The following is an 18,783-nucleotide window of genomic DNA, read 5'->3' as shown; positions in this document are numbered from 1 at the left end:
TGAATTTGACGCCTGTCGCTTCAAGAAAAACTCACAGGCGTCAGTATTATCTATTCGATTAGCTTACGAATTGTCGTCAGTTTACCAACTATCCATCCCGCAGATACAACTACTCTGTATCTATTAAATATTGATGCTTTGAGGAATATTGGTAGGGAGCAAAAACTCGTAAGGTATTATCCTATCACCCTTACTATTACTATTTCTCTGGTTAATCTGTTGCTGAATATCTTTGAGGTTTATCTGGAATTTCTCCAAAGGCGATGTTACATTTGGATCTGTAAAAGCTGATGGGGAATAATTGCCTAAATTGGTGTAGTAGATAGAGCCAAGTAAATAAAGTAAATTGATCTGATTTAGTGCTTGCTCTAGCGGCGGTAGTCCCTTGATGAAATTCTCTGGTTGCTGGGAATCTATAGGTACAGATAAATAACGAGCTAAAGGAAATCCTGGTGTATACATCATCAGTTCCTTTTGCGGAAAATTAACAGCAGCGTGTTGAGCGCTAGCCGTAAAAATAATTGTTGAGACAGCTTTCACTAAATAATCTAGTGTTTTAATATGCCCTTGTTCATCTTCACCAAAATTTTGTAAGCGGCCTCCTTCATGGGAAATCAATGTAGATGCCCAAGTCTGTAAAGATTGATCGTTAAGAACTGATGAATCACTGCTGTAGTAGAGACTAAAATATTCCTTAACCCAACTTTCAATAGCCCCCCAAATCAGTAATCCGTCATCTCTATAAGGGTAAATAGGTAGTTTGCTAGTATCGTCAACACCCCGATTTATTAAAGTATCAGGAAAGGCAATATCATTAAAGTTAAATAGGTAGCTTTGCGCTCCATTAGCAGCTAGAGTTTGGTCACTGCCAATAGTGCTAGCTAGCAGCTCATCTACACCACCCCCTGGGGCGATTAAGGTTGTATGAGCGCCATAATTAATCAGTACAGTACCCTCAAGATGAGGTTTTAGCAGGTTCCTTAGATTGTGGTTGTCAGGCAATAGATTAGTTGCCACAACAAAAGGCTCAACCACCAAGTGAGTACGGCCTAAGTGACTGACTAACTCGTGATAGTTGCTATCTGCCATTTGGACAATATTCTTGGCAGTCATCCACGTATCTGCATCAGTATCAGTAACTAAGGGTGTAAATAAAATCCAATCATTACTAATTGAAGTCTGCTGATAACTAATTGCGACTGGGAATAAAGAGCGAACTCCATAGCTACTTGGTGGTACTGCAAATAGTGCTAAAGGAGCAGAAATATACTTTTGTTTTTCAGGGAAAGTGCCATTTGCCAAGGTATCTAACACAGTATAGTCTGCTAAATAAATTCGACCCTCAGCTAGGGCGTTATTTAGAGTATCTGAAACTCCATATAAGTTAGCAACATTAGAGTATTTTTCTTGAGTAATTGGTAAACGCAAATCTAGTTGTGCTAGCTGCTGTAGCATAACTGGGTTGGGACCAGCCACCTGCATATAAGCAAAATATTTATCTTCTTGAAAGTGATAAGAAATATCCGGTTTGGCTATAACTTGAAATTGGTTGTTGTAACTTTCCAGGCTAGGAGAATCAGAAGCAGACTTTGAACTGGGGATTTGATACTTAGCTAGTTCTGCTAACTTAGCCGTGGATTTAATTATTTCCTTAAGATTTTGAATTTTAGGTTCTTCACTTAAGTCTTCTAAATTCGGGGTAACCCTTTCTGGATTTTGAATTAATAATTGATCTATCTGTTTCTCAATTTCTTGAAATTCCGCCTCAATTGAAAGGTGAGTAATGCTTTCTGGTTGTTTCGCAAATCTAGCAAGTACAAGTTGCTCATCAACTTTCTGATATTGATTAATTTCTTCTAAACTGGATTTGAGTTTCAAAAGAATAGCGCTTAATTCTTCTTGAGATTCTGGCTTGTTTATTTCGTTACCAATGGCATCCAAGGAAACGGCAATTATTGATTTCAAGAAATCAGGTTGGTTAATTAAAAACTTGTTTAATTGAGTAACAACTAATCTGATTACTACTGCAATTACCCATTTGAGGTTGGGAAGTTCTTCTTTAGGAAGAAGAGGTATAGTAATACTTCCAATTGTGAATTGAGGTACATTTGTTATGGCTAAAGGATCTAGATAAGTGTAGTTGTATTTATATGTAAAACCTTTCAATGCGGCTTCACGTAATTTCAGAAGTGAGTATAAAAGTTTAAGCAAATCTACTAGATCTAAGATTATACTTTTCTGATTTAAGGTAGATGAAGAATCTTCAGTCTGAATCTGTGACATGATTTTCCTGTTTGTTAATTTACCGAAATTTGTGGCTATTTTAGTGTTGAAAATAGGACTCACCCATTGACAGAGAAGCCAAACTACCAGGTATGCTTTTCAAGGCTTTTAGCTAGATTTTTCAACTCCCTTTTTGGGACGCTGGGTTGGGCTACGCCTACGCAACTAACAAAGAATAGTTTTTACATAGCAATTGTACTGCTATTAGCAGCATATTGATAGCGCTGCAAGTAGAATTTCATTGACGATCGCCAGAATGTCGATGCAGCAATCAGGGCGATCGCGTTTTGTTTCAATAGCCAAAACACCATTCCGAGGCTAGATGTAACTTATGTAGTTTCTTCTAAGAGTAATTTACCAGTTACAGACGTAGTATAAAAATCTGGTTTAGACAGTCCGCTGTTGCCTAATACCATTTCACTTTAAAGTTGATACAGATACCTTGGTAGGGGCGCACAGCTGTGCGCCCCTACGGTAAATCTACATGTATCAAGATTTTCGTGAAATGGTATAACTCAGCAAATTAGATGTTTAGCAGCCGATTATTGCTCACTAGGATTCAATACAACGATAATTTCTGTAAGCCTTACTTCCAGTGGTTTCCAGTGCTGATTGCTGGAGGAAAAAGTACCATCCCCTAACACTGCTTGGTAGTCATTGGGAAACTTTTCGTAAGCATTGGGAGCAGCGTCTACTCGTAAAATGAGTTTGCCTTGATAGCGGGATAATTTACTACTATCCAACAAAATTGTACCGCCGTAGTCCCAGCCTAATCCATAGAGTTTAAAGTTACCTAGTTTTTTGCGTAACTCGCTCAAAGAGGTTCCAACACCGATACCTTCGCGGGTTTTCCAAGCTGAACCAAGGTTACGCACATCTAGAGGTTTGGTACGAGTATTATCACTCCAGACTATCAAGAGCGATCGCCCCTGACTTAACTTTAATTGAGTAGCGGCAAAACTACCGATTCCTTCAGCACCGGAAATGGTTTTATCAACGAGACGAGACGCGCCAAACAACTTGACTAAATCTTGTTTGGTGGTTGTGCGTGTTATCGGCCCGACTCTTTCGCCGGGAACAATTAAGGTGTCTGTTAATGGTTGCGATTTAGCAATAGTAACTGGATGATTGATTTTCTGGGGTAGTGCAATTGCTTCTTTTGCTGAGTAAGTTAGCAGCAAAGCTAGCGCAGCTGTAGCGATAGTTTTTATATGTGAGTTCACGGTATACCTCGAAAGAATACGATTGGGAATACTGACTTCAATTATTACTTTTCAGTTTTAACTTCTACAATTTCCCAATTACGGATTCCCGATTTACTCAAAATTTTATTTCATTGCTCTAGTGGCGTTGAGAATTGCCAGCATTGCTACTCCGACATCTGCAAACACAGCTTCCCACATTGTCGCTACACCCAAAATACCCAATCCAATAAATACACCTTTAATCGCTAAAGCAAACCCAATATTTTGCCAAACAATTTGGCGAGTTTTTCTAGCAATTTGTATTGCTTCTGCGACTTTTGACGGTGCATCTGTCATAATCACAATATCGGCAGTTTCTATGGCTGCATCTGAACCTAAGCCGCCCATTGCTATGCCAACATCTGCTCTAGCAATTACTGGCGCATCATTAATGCCATCTCCAATGAAAGCTACTTTACTATGTTTGTCGGCGGTGCTGAGTAACTTCTCAATGGCATTAACTTTTTCTTCTGGTAATAACTCCGCTTCGTAAATATCTATGCCAAGTTGTTGAGCAATTCGAGAGGCAATCGCCTGATTATCTCCTGTCAACATTACTGTTTTCATACCCATTTTTTTGAGTGTTTGAATAGCTTGTCTCGCATCTTCTTTCACTTCATCAGCAATGACTATATAACCAGCGTAAATATTATCCACTGCTAAATGAATAACTGTTCCTTCTACTAAGCAAGTATCATGATAAATGTGTTCTTTATGTAGTAGGCGATCGCTTCCCGCTATCACTACCTTATTTTCAACTTTCGCTCTAATTCCATAACCTGCTATTTCTTCATAATCTCTCACATCAGATGCATCGATTTTGTCACCGTAAGCATTGCAGATAGATTGGGCAATGGGATGATTTGAATGTGATTCAACTTTGGCAGCTAATTCTAGTAATTCTTTTTCAATAAAGCCATTATATGCTACTATTTCTGATACTTGAAATACTCCTTTAGTTAAAGTTCCAGTTTTATCAAAAACAACGGTTTTGACTATATTTAGAGTATCTAAAAACGTAGAGCCTTTTACTAAAATACCGCGTTTAGCTGCACCTCCCACACCTCCAAAATAACCTAATGGAATACTGATAACTAGTCCACAGGGACAGGAAATAACTAATAAAACTAAGGCTCGATAAATCCATTCTGAAGAAGTTGCGCCAGAAATGAATAAAGGAGGTAACAGGGCAACTGCTAGAGATGTAAAAACTACTATTGGCGTGTAATATCTAGCAAACTTAGTAATAAATTTCTCTGTTTCTGCTTTTTTGCTTTTGGCATTTTGCACCAAGTCTAAAATCTTGGCAATGGAAGATTCATCAAAAAGCTTTGTGACTTTAATGCTGAGAACACCGATTTTATTGATTGTCCCAGCCAAAACTGTTTCTCCCAGCTTCACGGTTCGCGGCACAGATTCGCCAGTTAATGCAGATGTATCAACTTGGGAATTCCCTTCGATAATTTCACCATCTAAGGGAATCTTCTCTCCAGGTTTGACGATAATAATATCTCCAATATTTACTGTGTCTGGCGATACTTTTTTAAGTCCTTGTTCTGTCTGGATATTTGCATAATCTGGGCGGATTTCTAATAAAGCTTTGATGGAATTACGAGAACGACTGACGGCAACATCTTGGAACAATTCGCCAATTTTATAAAATAACATAACTCCGACAGCTTCGGGTAATTTATGAATTGCGATCGCCCCTAGTGTCGCTACTGTCATCAAAAATGTTTCATCAAATATTCTGCCTCTAAGTATATTGCGTCCCGCAGTTTTTAAAACACTCCATCCACTTAATAAATAAGCAGGAATAAAAACCAAATATTCACCTATTGAGTAGAGTGTGTTATGCAACTGGTATTCAAAAATTACACCAGGTGCATACAAACTGAAAATCACTATTAAAGGAAATACCTCATTTTTGAGATTGAATTCTTCACCGTGATTATGATTGTGGTCATGGTTATGATTCTCATCATGATGATGGTTATGATTCTCGTCATGATCGTGTTCACAGTGGCCACAACCTGAAGATTCTGAATGTAATTTTGGCTTCATTTTTGTTGAAACTGCTAAGTTATTTGATATGGAACCTTTCTTTAAAGGTAATGAAAAAAATCAGTTTTTACAAGTTAATATTTTAAGAAAGATAATCGATATCAATAAGTAAGAATTCAGAAGGTTTAATGTTGAATGTTTCGATTAATTTTTAGCGATTACTAAGATTTATAAAGTCAAAGATTTTCATTTGATAACAAGTATCAATCCCAATCTAGTTGATACCTATGGATGAGGAGGATGGGGAGCAGAGGGAGAGAAGAGGACAAGGCGGCAAGGAGAATAATTTTTACTCTTAGAGGTTGTTTGAAAAGTGGTATGTTGTGATTTTAATCGAATTATTACCCCCCTTAATCCCCCCTTATAAAGCAGGGCTGTTTCATTCCATTTCAAACAGGATTTGTCAAGATGGTTAGCGAGAAAATTGTAAGTAAGGGTGACGATGAGATGAACATTTAAACATTGAAATATCAGTAAAATAGTTCATTTTCTGGGCACGCTGGTAACAAAATAACTAATTTTTAATTGCTAGAACCCTTGATTTTTAAAGCTCTTTGGGGAATGAAACAGCCCTGCCCTTATAAAGGGGGGAAATAATAAAATCCGGTTCCCTCACCTTATGAAGGGGAGGGTTAGGGTGGGGTAAAAAAATATTTTATACATCAATCATGACTTTTAAAACATCCTCTTAATCAACAGTCAACACTCCCATTGCCCTAGAAGTTTAAAATATCTAATGATTCTTCTACTTCTAATTCTAATATTCTTTCTTTTGTATCTTTGAGAGCTTCTAGTTTTCCTTCTTTGCGATAGATATCTGCGGCTTTTTGAAAATCTTCAATTGCGCCCTGTTTATCTGCCATTTCTAAGCGAATATTGCCACGATTATAATAAGCATCAGCATAATTATAATTAATCTGGATTGCTTGAGTATAATCTTCAAATGCTCCTGTAAAATCTCCTAAATCGGAACGAGCATTACCACGGTTGTAATAAGCATCTATATAATTAGGATTAATCTCTATCGCCTTGGTATAATCTTCAATTGCCCCCTGAAAATCTCCTAAATCAGAACGAGCATTACCACGATTTTTATAAGCTAGGGCATCTTGGGGATTAATTTTGATTGCTTGGGAAAATACTGGTGGAGTTCCTAGTAAATAACGGGCAATACCACGATTTTTATAAGCATCAGCATAATCGGGATTAATTTTAATAGCTTGGGTATAATCTTCAATTGCTCCCTGGTTATCTCCTATATGAGAACGAGCTTCAGCGCGATTTTTATAAGCTACGGCAAGGTTAGGATTAATTCTAATAGCTTGGGTATAATCATTAATTGCTTCTTCTAATCGTCCTATTTGATATAAAGCTAAACCTCGTTTATTGTAAGATTTAGCATCATGAATATTTATCTGGATTGCCTGAGAATAATCTGCGATCGCTGCGTCATAATTTCCTAGTTGATACTGAGCTAAACCTCGTTTATAATACAAATCAGCATCACTACTGTTAATTTCTAAAACTTGATTATAGCTAGCTATTGCATTTGTATATTCTCCTTTTTGGAAACATTCATCACCTAATTTTAGGTAAAGCAAATTTAAATCTTCGTCAGTAGAATGCAAATAACTCTCTACATGAGGTTGAAAAGAAGATTTCAGCAGATGATTATTAGCAAGCTTAGGTGGTGTTTCTTGTTTTGGGAGATATTTGTCAATCGGTGGTTGTTGGGTAAAATAATTCTGATTTCCAGAAGATTGTAACTGTTCTAAATAGCAAAATAAACCACCACCATAAAGTAATTGGTCTATCCCAAATGAAATTTTACCAGTCTTTAACTTAATCATTCTGGTTGGGAGAAAGCCAGCTAAAAAAAGGTGATACTCAGATTGAGCCTCGCTCACATCTTCTTGAATTAAAATGCAAACTACAACTGCATTTTTTTCAACTTCTTCAGAACTAATTGACCATCTAACTCTGTCAATACTACCGTGACGAGATTTAACTTCAATACCAATAGACGGGTCAGAAGTCAAGGTAAAATCTATTTTACCATCACCGCCGAATCGCTTTTCATAATCGACTTCGGTAATAAAATCAGCTAAACGTTCCTTGACAACTTCCTCACCGAGTTTCCCCTTGAGATAACTGATGAAAACATCACGAACTGGCAAAACACGCTTATATTTTTCAGCCATCTGCCAGCAAAATTCCCGTAGCGTCTTTAACCTCTCTCCAGAAATTATAGTTAATTCACTATATTGACCTTCTGTTTCACAATGAAGCAGACAACCAGATGCTAACCTTTTGATAAAATCAGACTGTAGCGATCGCAGTAGCGTAATCCAGTCCATTTATGTTTCTGCGAATCTTTTGATGAGATTATTCTATTAAAATATTCATTCGGCGTAAACCTTTCAATTAGTTTGGGTGATATTCGCAAAAATTGCTTAACTCTATATATTAAATCTTAATTGGAATTAATACAATGAAGTTTGCAAAAAGCGAGTGTATTACGACTTAGTAGGCTGTCGCCAGATGTCACTGATTTTTACAGTTTAATCTGAGTACTAAATTATTGATAGATTTGCTGGAGTTCTAAGGTATTCACAGTTTTGAGACTTGTAAGAATAGCGCTTAATATCTCTAAGTTCTGTATTAGCTACAGGAAAGAAAAATTCAATGCATTCCTAAAAGTAGGTTTCTATAGCTTCTTTCCAAGGGCTATCGTATTCGTCGTTGGACATTGGCGTGATTTACATCAGTTTTCCTGCGGACATATCTGATTATGCCAGAGTTTTGAAGAGTTGGGGGAAGGGTGCGATCGCTTTTAGAAGGAATGTAATCGGGCATTAGCCCCATAGTTTAATAATCCCCTGATTTTAACATTGCTGAATATAAACAAATAAAATCAAGCTGTCCTAGTTAGTGGTAGTGCTTTGCCGATAGCAAATGAATACCATTGAGTTTAACAAGCAACTTAATATAACTAGATAGCTGTAGCTAAAGGTTGTCGAAATGGCTCAATACTCTCTACAGAAACTCGAAAAACGTGTCAAAGAAATTATATCTTCTATTAAAAATGAGAATAACCTCTCTAACAAGTTAAAAGAAGATATTATACAACTTCTGAATTCTTTTTTAAAGAATGCGAATAATGCAGAGAAAATTATACATAGCTATAAACAATCAGTTGACCAATCTTTAAACAGCAGGAAAGAACCACCTTTCTCTTGGAATTTAGAAAATTGCAGTAAACAAAAAAAGGAGGTTAACTTCCATAAAGACCTCGAACAATACCTGGAATTAATCGGATACTGTGTTTTTTGTGAGAACTTTGATCTACTTGATACTTGGGGAATTCAACAACCTTTTAAACCAGGCTTTCGTCTAGCTAAATCTATTGATTGTTATTTACAACAATTTCATATATGGAAAAATAACCCTCAGGTCTTTGCTGAGCACGGAATTTCTTTTTCTGAGGTAGAGCCTTATATTAAGCAACTTATACATAAGTTTGAAGAGAAGAAGATAAACGTAATATAGAGCGCTATGAGGTTTATTGAATTTCGCTATGGCTTATTATCTTGTATTCTCTTGAAGTCTTCTAAAATATTCTTACGTGTATCAGGATTATTTAGAGATTCTGCACTTTGTATTCTCTCCGTAAATTTTTTCTCATAGTCTCTTAAAGCTTCTAGGGAAGCTTTAAGGATTGAGTACTCTTTTATCTCTTCTTGAGACTTATCTTTTTTAGATTCTAGATCATCAATTCGTTCTTTTAAATTTTTAATATCTCCTTCCGCTTTCATTGTATACCTAAAAATTAGGTAGTCTAGATTTTTCATAATTTTTTACCTAGCTATGTTTATGATATCCCTAATTAATTTAAGAGATATTGTCATTATCCTATAGTTATTTTCTCAATAATTTGTTCTAAGTCAGAAATTTTTCTGTGTTTATGCTCAGGAATCTTTTCTCGAAGCATTTTATTAAGCTTTACTGCTTGTTCAGGATTCAATTCGGGAACACTATTTGATAAATTATTTTCTTCTTCTAATTTTTTTAGTATATCATAAATTTCTTTTACAGATCTAAATTCGTATTCTAGAAGTGTTTCTGGGCTATCATCTTTTTCAAGTTTTTCTAGCTCTCCTAATATACCGATTGCTCTAAGATGTTGATAAAGCGCTGCTATAATATAATATGGTTTTTCTCCAGGTTTATAATCAAGTTGTTCCGCAGCTATAACTGCTAATTCAAATTCGATCCATTTTCCATTTATTTGTATTACTTCAATATTCTGTTCCAATTCTTTTATTCTTTTATTTAGTTTTTCCGTCACTTCTGCCTCCAGTTCTTTCTTAAGCAGTGGCTTGAGTTTTTGTTTGATCTTTTCCTCTAATTCTTGCCTAATTTCATTTTTATCTTTAGCATTAAGAAAAGATTCTTTGAAAGCATTATATCCTGCAAATGCAATAATTACTGTTAATAAAAAGTTGAGAGTACCTTGCCCATTTGTAATGAAGTTCTGTTGTTGATTGTCTATTATTTCTATTTGTTTACCCAGTTCCTCAGATTTGCCATTTATCTTTTCCTCCATTTTCTTTTCCAAAGCTTCGAGTTGGACATTTAAGGTTCCTTGCTGTCCTTTTGAACTTGAATTGTTAGGTTTTTGCTTTTCCTGCACTGGATTATTAGCGACTGGATATGCTTCTTTATGAGCATTGACAATAGAAATAATAGAGAGCAACGCAAAATAAACAGACAGGATTAAACCTGGCAGGCAAATACTAAACAATGCCATACGTTGCAAATTACCATATTCCTTATTGTGTTCATCATTAGATTGTGTCATGGTATTGTTTTGCTTGCTAAGCTAATAGTTTTTGGTGTTGACATGGAAATCTTAAAATACAGTATCTGTAGTTGCTTTTGCGACTGCAAGCAGTGTCAGATATTTCATCTCAAGGTACTAAATTTATCTGCGTAAGCTTCTTCAGCAGTTCCTGTTCCTCAATCTTTGCTTCACGAATACGCTCAATCATGTAACTGGCTGTATTCTTATTAACCCTAATTTCTTTGGCAAGCTGACGCACACTAATACCCCCTGGAGAATTTAGCACAAGGTGAATCGCTACAAACCACTTTTGTAATTCTACATGAGTCTTGTGAAAAAGTGTACCCACTGTAACACTGTATGAAGTAAAGCATTCATTACAGTGATATCTACGCTCATTCTTATATGCAGTAGCGTTGGTTGATTCACAATATGGACACTTTGGCTTTCCATTCCAACGAATTTGCTCAAGTAGCACAACGCATTCTTCGTGATTTCTTGACATTGTTATTCTCAGATCTCTGAGAATAACAATGTCAAAAATTACTCTTTTCTGTGACAACAGTATGTATTACATGCCAAAGAAAAACTCCAGGGCAATTAATCTTTTTGATACTCTATACTTAGTTAATTTCAATATTTATAGATTCTTTTGTTACCTTACACCCTTCTCCTGCAACAGTGCATCCGCCCAAGCTGCATCTGTTTCTGATAATGCTGGTACTGGCTGTTGACTGTAATCTATTACTAAATCATAGCTGGCGCGGTCATAAATCCCAGCTAACAAACTCTGCAAATCTACCAAAGGTTCAGTATCACCAGTTCGCAATGGTAAGGGAAAAGATGGAATTACATCTGGCAAATTAAAAGCATATAAATCAGATTGGGGACGATTTTCTGCGCGACTAACCAAAATTCGATAATCATTTTGCGTACCATCGCCAAAAACTAGCATTGGTTCCCCAGCACGTAATAAATCAATTTCCACCAAATTTGTTAAGCTTCCCAAGACTCTCTTTCGCTTAGTTTCGTATGCGTCGCGTCCCTCTCCTGGGCGTTTATTTTTTGGTGAGAGAAGTTCAATTGCTGTCACTACTTCTTTTGTTCCTACCTTTCGCACTTCTAAATATCTTTCTTTGACTGTCTCAGGTATAGGAACTGTCACTGTTTTAGGTTGAACCACAGGTGCAGCTACGGCTATATTCGGTATTTTAGGATTTATTACTGTCTGTGAATTTTTGATTATGACATCAGGAATACCAACCAAAAGTCTATCATCACTAATAGTTTGATAAATTCGTTCTTCAATAGCGACAAAATATTTAGGACGCAGTTGAGGAGATAATGAGTCTGCGATCGCTACTATTAGTCTCCCATGTACTCCTGGCCATAATGCAGGATCTTCTAAATACGGGTTCATTCCTGGAAATGGAGAAGGCATAAGCAGTTTAAAATTCTAAATTGTCGCGTTCCAATGCTGGCAATTATTCTAGAAACGCTTATTAGAATTATCACTTATGCCTCACCTGTTCGTGGTACTCAGATATGGAACTTTAAGAACAACTAGTAAGGGCTGCACCACATTGATCTTCCCTTTTCAACCAACCCTTAATACCTTGATATTCTACCTGCGCCCAATCTCCGTGACAGCCTAACAATTTGACTGACGTACTAGCAGGAATTCTTCCCACTTTTTGGCTTTGTTCATTGCTATTAGCATAAACATCCACGCCATCACTACCGTAGCCCTGAGTTGATAAACCTAAGTTTGGCACAAATACCCATCCAGTTCCTTTAAAACCACTACTAGCATTAGTAATCTGCACCCAATTTTTAGCAGCAGCAACAATCTGAACTGTTTCATTAATGGGTATTTGCCCTAAAATTCTGTTTTTCGTACTTCCGCCACTCCGCACATTTAAACCTTGCGGATCTGTATCAGTAACGTAGGCAAAAACATCACACTTTTGGAGATTAGTTGATTCCGCTAAAGCTATTTGACTAGCTATGTCACTGAGCATTACACTAATACAACTGAATGCCAATGCGATCGCTAATTTATTCGCCGATTTTTTCACTTTTGTGGTCATAATTTCTCCAATCTGCTGGCATCAGTACTCAAAGCTGGAGTTGTATTCCTATCTCAATCGTAACCATTATTAAAATTGATTTGAGGACTGTAATAACTCTTGATTTTACAAAATTTAGTCATGCGATCGCCGATGAAGGCAACACAACCACATGATTGAGTATTAACATGTCAGTATATGGTATCGTTAACCGCAATACTGACTTTAAAAAGTGATTAAGATTGATTAAACTTGTATGAATACCAAGATACAGTCAATATCAAATGACATAGGCAAAGAGATTATTAATATAAATAATATCACTGTCTTAGAATTAGACAAGGAAGAAATTATTAATCTATTTAAATCCTATGGAATCTTAATTTTTAGAGGATTTATGGCTGATGCTGAAATTTTTAAAGAATTTACTAATTCATTGAGTACAGATTTTATAAACTATGCTGGCGGTACATTCAATAGAAGAGTAATTAATGGAGATATAGGACTCATATTTAATTTCTGAAAAAAATCCGTACACTTACAAAGTACTTTTTCCTACTCCCTACTCCCTACTCCCCACTCCCAGCATACGCAGATAATTTCAAAAATCAAAACCGATTCCTATAAAACTCTTTTAAGTGTAAATGATTTTAATTCTGAAATTAAGTTGCACGGAGAAATCTATTATCAGCAGAATATCCCTTTGATGCTGTGGTTTTTCTGTGCTAATCCGCCGTTAAAAGATGCTAAAAAACCGCCAACGCGGGTTGGAAATTCCTCAAGTCCGTCTGTACGCAACACTGATCGGTTAAGGTAAGAGACGCGATTTATCGCGTCTTTGCGATCTAGAATTTTGATCAAAAAACCTTAACCGAACCGTATTGCGCCTGCACAGGCTTAGTTTATCTAACCGGGATTTATAATCGCAGAGTATATGGCGATTCTCATTTGAATGAGGTACATGGGTAGGGGCGCACAGCTGTGCATTGGTGTCAACTTAACGTGAAACCCTAGTTAAGACGTGATATTGAGTTCACTCACTGACCATCACTCAACGCGTTACCCCACCCTAACCCTCCCCTTATAAAGGGGAGGGAACTGGATTTTCCGGTCTCCCCCCTTTATAAGGGCAGGGCTGTTTCATTCCATTTCAAACAGGATTTGTCAAGATGGTTAGCAAGAAAATTGTAAGTAAGCGTGACGAAGAGATGAACATTTAAGCACTGAAATATCAGTAAAATAGTTGGTTTCATCGGCACGCCAGTAACAAAATAACTAATTTTTAATCGCTGGAACCCTTGATTTTTAAAGCTCTTTGGGGAATGAATCAGCCCTGCTTTATAAGGGGGGATTAAGGGGGGTAAAATGCCTGCGGGACAAGCATTTGAGCTTAAGTTGACACGTATGACAGCTGTGCGCCCCTACGAGGATCTATTTTTTTCTGTACCTCATCCATGTGGGAACCGCTATATTTGCTTTTGCGACATGAAAAGCAGCTTTTGCGAGATAAAAAGCAGCTTTTGTGAGATAAAAAGCAGCTTTTGTGACATAAAAAGCAGCTTTTGCGACTCTAAAAGCAGCTTTTGTGACTCGTAAACTAACTTTTAGAAATTTAAATCTAGGGTGCGTTGTTAGCGACAGCATAACGCACCGCGATCCAAAATACTACTTCATATCGTAGCCAAACAGATTTGGATCAACTTCTCCTAATTGCAACTCTGCCAAACCATACTCCACCCATCGTCTATCTACCATCGCCGCTACATCTGGATCTGATTCTAAAGCAGCACCCCATTCATGGTCTGTTTCCGGTGGAATTTTTGTGGTAGCATCAATTCCCATACGTCCACCTAAGCCAATTTTTTCGCTGGCAAAATCCAAACTATCAAAGGGCGTATTTGGCAAAATAAACACATCTCGCACTGGATCAACTTTAGAACTAATTGCCCATACAACTTGACGCGGATCGCGAATATTTATATCTTTATCCACTACAATGACAAACTTCGTGTAAGTAAATTGTGGTAAAGCACTCCAAAACGCCAAAGCCGCCCGTCGCGCTTGTCCCGGATATGCTTTATCAATGGAAATAATCGCTGCTTTGTAACTCAAAGCTTCCATTGGTAAGAAAAAATCGACGATTTCGGAGACTTGTTGCCGGAGAATAGGTGTATAGATGCGATTAAGTGCGATCGCCATCATCGCTTCTTCTTTGGGTGGACGACCGCTAAATGTTGTTAAGTAAATCGGATCTTTGCGGTGTGTCATGCAGTTGAAGCGAACCAAAGGCGAATCTTCAACGCCACCATAGTAACCCATGTGGTCGCCAAAAGGCCCATCCGGCAAAACTTCCCCCGGTGTAATCGTTCCTTCCAAGACAAATTCTGAATCTGCGGGAACTTCCAAATCTACAGTTTTACACTTCGCCAACTGCACACCCGAACCGCCATAAAGTCCAGCAAACAGCCATTCTGATAAATCTACAGGAATAGGCGTAGCTGCTGCCATGATAATTAAAGGATCTACACCAAGTGCGATCGCTACTTCTAATTTTTTCCCACGTTCAGCCGCTTTTCGCAAATGCCTTGCCCCACCCCGTACCGATAACCAGTGAACCGTCATCGTATTTTTTGATTGGAGTTGCAAACGATACACCCCTACATTTGGCGTACCCGTCTCACAATCCTTAGTAATTACTAATCCCAGTGTGATAATCTTGCCAGCATCACCACAATAAGGACGTATCAAAGGCAACTTGGTTAAATCTAAATCATCGCCTTGAATCACAACTTGCTGACAAGCCGGGAAAAAATCCCGTCCGGGTTTCGCCTTCACCACGTCAAACAGCACCTTACCAAAATCTATCGCCTGGGAAATCTTCTTCGGTGGTTTTGGTTGTTGCAGCATACTCAACTTTTTCCCCAGAGTTTCCAACTCCTCTGGACGTTGCATATTCATCGCCCAACAAATCCTTTCCACAGTTCCCATCAAATTTACCGCCACCGGGAAAGAAGCACCTTTGACGTTTTCAAACAACAACCCTGGCCCACCTTTCTGTAGCATCCGGTTAGAAATCTCAGCAATTTCTAAATCAGGGTCAACTAAAGCTGAAATCCGCCGTAATTGTCCTCTTTCTTCTAGAATTTTAATGAATCCCCGTAAGTCTCTAGCCATAGTTCTTGTAAAGCTGATTATTTAAGAAGTGTGAAGCGCTTTCTTATATTATTAATCATTAGTCATTAGTCATTAGTCATTGGGCATTGGGCATTGGTTATTTCTCCCCCTGCCTCCCCTGCCTCCCCTGCCTCCCCTGCCTCCCCTGCTCCCCCACTCCCCACTCCCCACTCCCCATTCATTTAGCCTTAACTGTAAATTAACCTGTTTCTTAACGTTTATTAACTAAGTTTTGCAAACATTTTAGTTATCCTAACTGAGGATACGCATTATTTTTGATAAATAAGCGCTAACCTAATCAAACATGGCCAGAATAAACTATACCTTCCTGGCAGGTGGTCTTGTTATATGACCTCTGCTGGGTTTATTTGTTACAAGCTTCGGCTGTGCTTGGCTTTTGGATTTTTGCGAATCTTCGTGAGTTTGCGTTGGCTTAACCCAACTCAAGCATCGCCACATAGTAGCATTTTCAAAAATTTTTGCAATAAATTCATCAGCTGTAGGGGCGTACAGCTGTACCCCCTAGCAATGTATATGTAGCAGGTATTTTGTGAAATTGTATCAGGAGTATTTTTCTAAGTTCAGCAAAGGATAGAAGTTTAAAATTGTTGTTTCGTCTACTATTCTTAGGTTATATCTGTGTACTTAACCAAATCAAAAATAGCTATATAACTAATACTTTTTTAAACATTATTAAACTCAAAATTCTACATCCAAAAGATGTTTAATTAACAATATTGACCTCACCAGTGTCAATATCGTAACAAGCGCCAATAATTTTTAGTTTACCTTCACGGAGTAATTTAGCTAATATTACTGAGCTTTCTTCCAATTTTTTAGCCTGATATTTAACATTCGCTTTAACCGCATCATCACTAGTATTAGCAGTTGTCAATTTCACGTTAGCTAAAGCAGGTTTGATGCTTTCAACAACAAAGCCAATTCTGCCAGGAAGTGGTTCGTTTTTGATTGCTTCTGTGACTGCGCCGCATCTTTTATGACCTAAAACTACAATTAACTGCGAACCTAATACGGCTGTAGAATATTCTAAACTACCTATAGCCATGTCACTAGCAACATTACCAGCCACTCGCACAACAAATAAATCTCCAAGTCCTTGATCGAAGACAATTTCCGCAGGTACTCTAGAATCTGCACAGCCTAATATTGCAGCAAATGGATACTGAGCTTTAGCAACTAATCGTAGATGTTCTAATGATTGATCGGGATATTTACGTTGTTGATGAACAAATCTTTGATTACCATTGAGCAAGCGTCTAACAGCTTCATTAGGACTGACTGGATTAGGGTTAACTGGATGAACATCAGCCGCAGCAGCTTGTTCTGCACTCCAAAAGCGATCGCCAAAAGCAGTAACCGCAATACCCATCACACTTGCGAATTTCAAGAAATCACGTCGCCCTACGAATCCATTAATTTGACTCATTAATCTACCTGACAACATTTTTATTAGTATCAGGAAGATATCAGATGCAAATAGAATGTAAGAGTACCCTATTACACTGTTTAAGAGTTATTTAATTTTCATTTTGTATCGTAAAACGTGATTATAATTATTTTTTTTATAAAAAATAGCTTCTTCAAAAGTAATTTTTACAAACTGATATACATCTGGTTCATCGGAAGCTCTTGTTTCTGCAACATTAAGAGTAACTATTTTATAGTTTAAAATAAATAATAATAATTCGCTGACAGGATTTATATGGGTTAATTCTTTACATATATGTATACAAGGTTTCTGATATTTTTGAGCTAATTGGGCAGTTAATAAAGTGCCGGCGAAAAGTTTTTGAGCAATAGAAAATATAACAGTTCCATCAGAGTCGCGGACATTCCATTCAGTCCGCTGGGAATATTCATCTGATGGTGTTTCAGTTAGGTTATAGCGTGGATTAATAACACCATCTTCTGCTTTCCGTCCTCTAGGACACCAGCCTCCGTGAGGAACTTGATGAGCTATAGCCCAATCCAGAGCTGCGCGGTCTGCTCCAGTTTGACCACCAGAAACTATTTTTAAGCTGTTAGCCATTTTATATTTTGAATTACAGCAATTTGCAGCGAGTGAGCTACAGAATCTAATACAAATTCTGTATGAACATGCGCCAAACTATATGAGGAACGTAGACGCACAGCGGCTTGCCGCAGGCTACCGCAAAGAGCGCAAAGGACACAAAGAAAGAAAAAGCCAAGAAAATTTGGCGTAGCCTTACAAAGAAATGGTATAAGTTTCAAATCCAGATATAAAGGCTGTTTTACTCCTGAATTCTGAATTCTGAATTCTCCTGTATTAATGCCTTTTACCTGCTCCCAAATACAACTCACCCACTTTCGGATCATTCAATAATTCTTCACCAGGGCCTGAGATAGCATCGCGTCCGGACTCTAATACATATCCGCGATGAGCCATTTCTAAAGCCTTGCGGGCATTTTGTTCTACTAATACGATCGCAGTACCTGTTTGATTTATTTGTTTAATCTGCTCAAACACTTGTGTTACCAAGATGGGTGATAAAGCAGCAGAAGGTTCATCCAAAATCAGTAAACTAGGTTCCAACATCAAAGCTTTGCCCATCGCTAGCATCTGGCGTTCTCCTCCAGATAAGGTACCAGCGCGTTGATTACGGCGATCGCTCAGTCTAGGAAACATAGTAAATATTTTATCTTTGAGTGGTTTCAAAGGAACGTTGAGGACAAAAGCACCCATCTCTAAGTTCTCTTCGACACTGAGGGAGGGGAAAACATTAACTATTTGCGGTACATAGCACATTCCCCGTTGCACAATTTGATTCGACTTTAGCCCCACAATGTTTTCACCTTTGAAGGTAATTGTGCCTGTGTGAGGAATTAAAAGCCCAAAAATTGTTTTTGCTAAAGTAGATTTACCAGCACCATTAGGGCCAATTACTGCTACCAATTCCCCTGGTGCAGCGTGAAAATTCACACCTTGTAGGATATCTACATCTTTGATATATCCGGCATGAACGTTTTTAACTTCTAGTAAATAATCATTTGTCATGTGTCGTTTGTGATTCGTCATTTGTCATTTGTCAGTGGTCATTGCCAAAAAACAACTGACAACTGACCA

The 18,783-nt window shown here is 37.6% G+C and carries 17 protein-coding genes; 2 read left to right on the top strand and 15 right to left on the bottom strand.

Going from position 1 to position 18,783, the window contains the following annotated elements; genetic code table 11:
• Positions 1 to 123 precede the first annotated feature (123 nt).
• From IQ276_RS20200 to IQ276_RS20185, 5 genes are all read right to left on the bottom strand, one after another.
• Positions 124 to 2,283, bottom strand: a complete 2,160-nt coding sequence (locus tag IQ276_RS20200) for a lipoxygenase family protein (RefSeq protein WP_193921980.1) — start codon at positions 2,281 to 2,283, stop codon at positions 124 to 126.
• A gap of 182 nt (positions 2,284 to 2,465) precedes the next feature.
• Positions 2,466 to 2,594: a hypothetical protein gene (locus tag IQ276_RS40270; RefSeq protein ID WP_255264341.1), complete on the bottom strand. Its 129-nt coding sequence runs from the start codon at positions 2,592 to 2,594 to the stop codon at positions 2,466 to 2,468.
• A 231-nt stretch (positions 2,595 to 2,825) separates the two neighbouring features.
• Positions 2,826 to 3,506, bottom strand: coding sequence for a hypothetical protein (locus tag IQ276_RS20195; protein ID WP_193921982.1), 681 nt, complete (start codon positions 3,504 to 3,506; stop codon positions 2,826 to 2,828).
• 105 nt (positions 3,507 to 3,611) lie between these two features.
• Positions 3,612 to 5,591 (bottom strand): heavy metal translocating P-type ATPase, encoded by a 1,980-nt coding sequence (locus IQ276_RS20190; RefSeq protein WP_235115821.1) that lies wholly within the window; start codon positions 5,589 to 5,591, stop codon positions 3,612 to 3,614.
• A gap of 716 nt (positions 5,592 to 6,307) precedes the next feature.
• Entirely contained in the window at positions 6,308 to 7,948 is a 1,641-nt protein-coding gene (locus IQ276_RS20185; RefSeq protein ID WP_193920519.1) for a tetratricopeptide repeat protein, read from the bottom strand.
• Positions 7,949 to 8,612: 664 nt separating this feature from the next.
• On the opposite strand from IQ276_RS20185, the gene IQ276_RS20180 reads away from it, so the two are divergent.
• The gene (locus IQ276_RS20180) at positions 8,613 to 9,140 is read left to right on the top strand and encodes a bilin-binding protein (RefSeq protein WP_193920518.1); all 528 of its coding nucleotides are present in this window, start codon (positions 8,613 to 8,615) and stop codon (positions 9,138 to 9,140) included.
• 26 nt (positions 9,141 to 9,166) lie between these two features.
• Here IQ276_RS20180 and IQ276_RS20175 read toward each other — a convergent pair whose 3' ends face one another.
• From IQ276_RS20175 to IQ276_RS20155, 5 genes are all read right to left on the bottom strand, one after another.
• Positions 9,167 to 9,442, bottom strand: coding sequence for a hypothetical protein (locus tag IQ276_RS20175; RefSeq protein WP_193920517.1), 276 nt, complete (start codon positions 9,440 to 9,442; stop codon positions 9,167 to 9,169).
• A gap of 56 nt (positions 9,443 to 9,498) precedes the next feature.
• Complete coding sequence (locus IQ276_RS20170) at positions 9,499 to 10,452, bottom strand: hypothetical protein (protein WP_193920516.1); 954 nt, start codon at positions 10,450 to 10,452, stop codon at positions 9,499 to 9,501.
• A gap of 109 nt (positions 10,453 to 10,561) precedes the next feature.
• Complete coding sequence (locus tag IQ276_RS20165; RefSeq protein ID WP_228043321.1) at positions 10,562 to 10,939, bottom strand: transposase; 378 nt, start codon at positions 10,937 to 10,939, stop codon at positions 10,562 to 10,564.
• A gap of 150 nt (positions 10,940 to 11,089) precedes the next feature.
• On the bottom strand, positions 11,090 to 11,875 hold the full coding sequence (locus IQ276_RS20160) for a DUF4058 family protein (RefSeq protein ID WP_193920515.1): 786 nt from the start codon (positions 11,873 to 11,875) through the stop codon (positions 11,090 to 11,092).
• Positions 11,876 to 11,987: 112 nt separating this feature from the next.
• Positions 11,988 to 12,524 (bottom strand): SH3 domain-containing protein, encoded by a 537-nt coding sequence (locus IQ276_RS20155; protein WP_193920514.1) that lies wholly within the window; start codon positions 12,522 to 12,524, stop codon positions 11,988 to 11,990.
• A 235-nt stretch (positions 12,525 to 12,759) separates the two neighbouring features.
• On the opposite strand from IQ276_RS20155, the gene IQ276_RS20150 reads away from it, so the two are divergent.
• A complete protein-coding gene (locus IQ276_RS20150) occupies positions 12,760 to 13,026 on the top strand; it encodes a Fe(II)-2OG oxygenase family protein (protein WP_193920512.1) in 267 nt (88 codons plus the stop codon).
• A gap of 164 nt (positions 13,027 to 13,190) precedes the next feature.
• Here IQ276_RS20150 and IQ276_RS20145 read toward each other — a convergent pair whose 3' ends face one another.
• From IQ276_RS20145 to IQ276_RS20125, 5 genes are all read right to left on the bottom strand, one after another.
• Positions 13,191 to 13,364, bottom strand: a complete 174-nt coding sequence (locus IQ276_RS20145) for a hypothetical protein (protein WP_235115820.1) — start codon at positions 13,362 to 13,364, stop codon at positions 13,191 to 13,193.
• 804 nt (positions 13,365 to 14,168) lie between these two features.
• Positions 14,169 to 15,677 carry a UbiD family decarboxylase gene (locus IQ276_RS20140; RefSeq protein ID WP_193925472.1) on the bottom strand — a complete coding sequence of 503 codons (1,509 nt, stop codon included), beginning with the start codon at positions 15,675 to 15,677 and terminating at the stop codon, positions 14,169 to 14,171.
• A 724-nt stretch (positions 15,678 to 16,401) separates the two neighbouring features.
• Positions 16,402 to 17,124, bottom strand: a complete 723-nt coding sequence (locus tag IQ276_RS20135; protein ID WP_193922143.1) for a carbonic anhydrase — start codon at positions 17,122 to 17,124, stop codon at positions 16,402 to 16,404.
• A gap of 87 nt (positions 17,125 to 17,211) precedes the next feature.
• Positions 17,212 to 17,727 carry a putative molybdenum carrier protein gene (locus tag IQ276_RS20130; protein ID WP_193922145.1) on the bottom strand — a complete coding sequence of 172 codons (516 nt, stop codon included), beginning with the start codon at positions 17,725 to 17,727 and terminating at the stop codon, positions 17,212 to 17,214.
• A gap of 258 nt (positions 17,728 to 17,985) precedes the next feature.
• Positions 17,986 to 18,714, bottom strand: a complete 729-nt coding sequence (locus tag IQ276_RS20125; protein ID WP_193922151.1) for an ABC transporter ATP-binding protein — start codon at positions 18,712 to 18,714, stop codon at positions 17,986 to 17,988.
• Positions 18,715 to 18,783: the final 69 nt, after the last annotated feature.

Source organism: Desmonostoc muscorum LEGE 12446 (assembly GCF_015207005.2).
Classification (GTDB): Bacteria; Cyanobacteriota; Cyanobacteriia; order Cyanobacteriales; family Nostocaceae; genus Nostoc; species Nostoc muscorum.
The sequence above is the reverse complement of the archived record's forward strand: the minus strand, read 5'-3'. Positions and strand labels throughout refer to the sequence as shown.

Coding starts and splice junctions, on each gene's coding strand:
- IQ276_RS20200 (WP_193921980.1), bottom strand. CDS start 2,283: ATGTCACAGATTCAGACTGAAGATTCTTCATCTACCTTAAATCAGAAA.
- IQ276_RS40270 (WP_255264341.1), bottom strand. CDS start 2,594: ATGGTGTTTTGGCTATTGAAACAAAACGCGATCGCCCTGATTGCTGCA.
- IQ276_RS20190 (WP_235115821.1), bottom strand. CDS start 5,591: ATGAAGCCAAAATTACATTCAGAATCTTCAGGTTGTGGCCACTGTGAA.
- IQ276_RS20185 (WP_193920519.1), bottom strand. CDS start 7,948: ATGGACTGGATTACGCTACTGCGATCGCTACAGTCTGATTTTATCAAA.
- IQ276_RS20180 (WP_193920518.1), top strand. CDS start 8,613: ATGGCTCAATACTCTCTACAGAAACTCGAAAAACGTGTCAAAGAAATT.
- IQ276_RS20175 (WP_193920517.1), bottom strand. CDS start 9,442: ATGAAAAATCTAGACTACCTAATTTTTAGGTATACAATGAAAGCGGAA.
- IQ276_RS20170 (WP_193920516.1), bottom strand. CDS start 10,452: ATGACACAATCTAATGATGAACACAATAAGGAATATGGTAATTTGCAA.
- IQ276_RS20165 (WP_228043321.1), bottom strand. CDS start 10,939: ATGTCAAGAAATCACGAAGAATGCGTTGTGCTACTTGAGCAAATTCGT.
- IQ276_RS20160 (WP_193920515.1), bottom strand. CDS start 11,875: ATGCCTTCTCCATTTCCAGGAATGAACCCGTATTTAGAAGATCCTGCA.
- IQ276_RS20155 (WP_193920514.1), bottom strand. CDS start 12,524: ATGACCACAAAAGTGAAAAAATCGGCGAATAAATTAGCGATCGCATTG.
- IQ276_RS20150 (WP_193920512.1), top strand. CDS start 12,760: ATGAATACCAAGATACAGTCAATATCAAATGACATAGGCAAAGAGATT.
- IQ276_RS20140 (WP_193925472.1), bottom strand. CDS start 15,677: ATGGCTAGAGACTTACGGGGATTCATTAAAATTCTAGAAGAAAGAGGA.
- IQ276_RS20135 (WP_193922143.1), bottom strand. CDS start 17,124: ATGAGTCAAATTAATGGATTCGTAGGGCGACGTGATTTCTTGAAATTC.
- IQ276_RS20130 (WP_193922145.1), bottom strand. CDS start 17,727: ATGGCTAACAGCTTAAAAATAGTTTCTGGTGGTCAAACTGGAGCAGAC.
- IQ276_RS20125 (WP_193922151.1), bottom strand. CDS start 18,714: ATGACAAATGATTATTTACTAGAAGTTAAAAACGTTCATGCCGGATAT.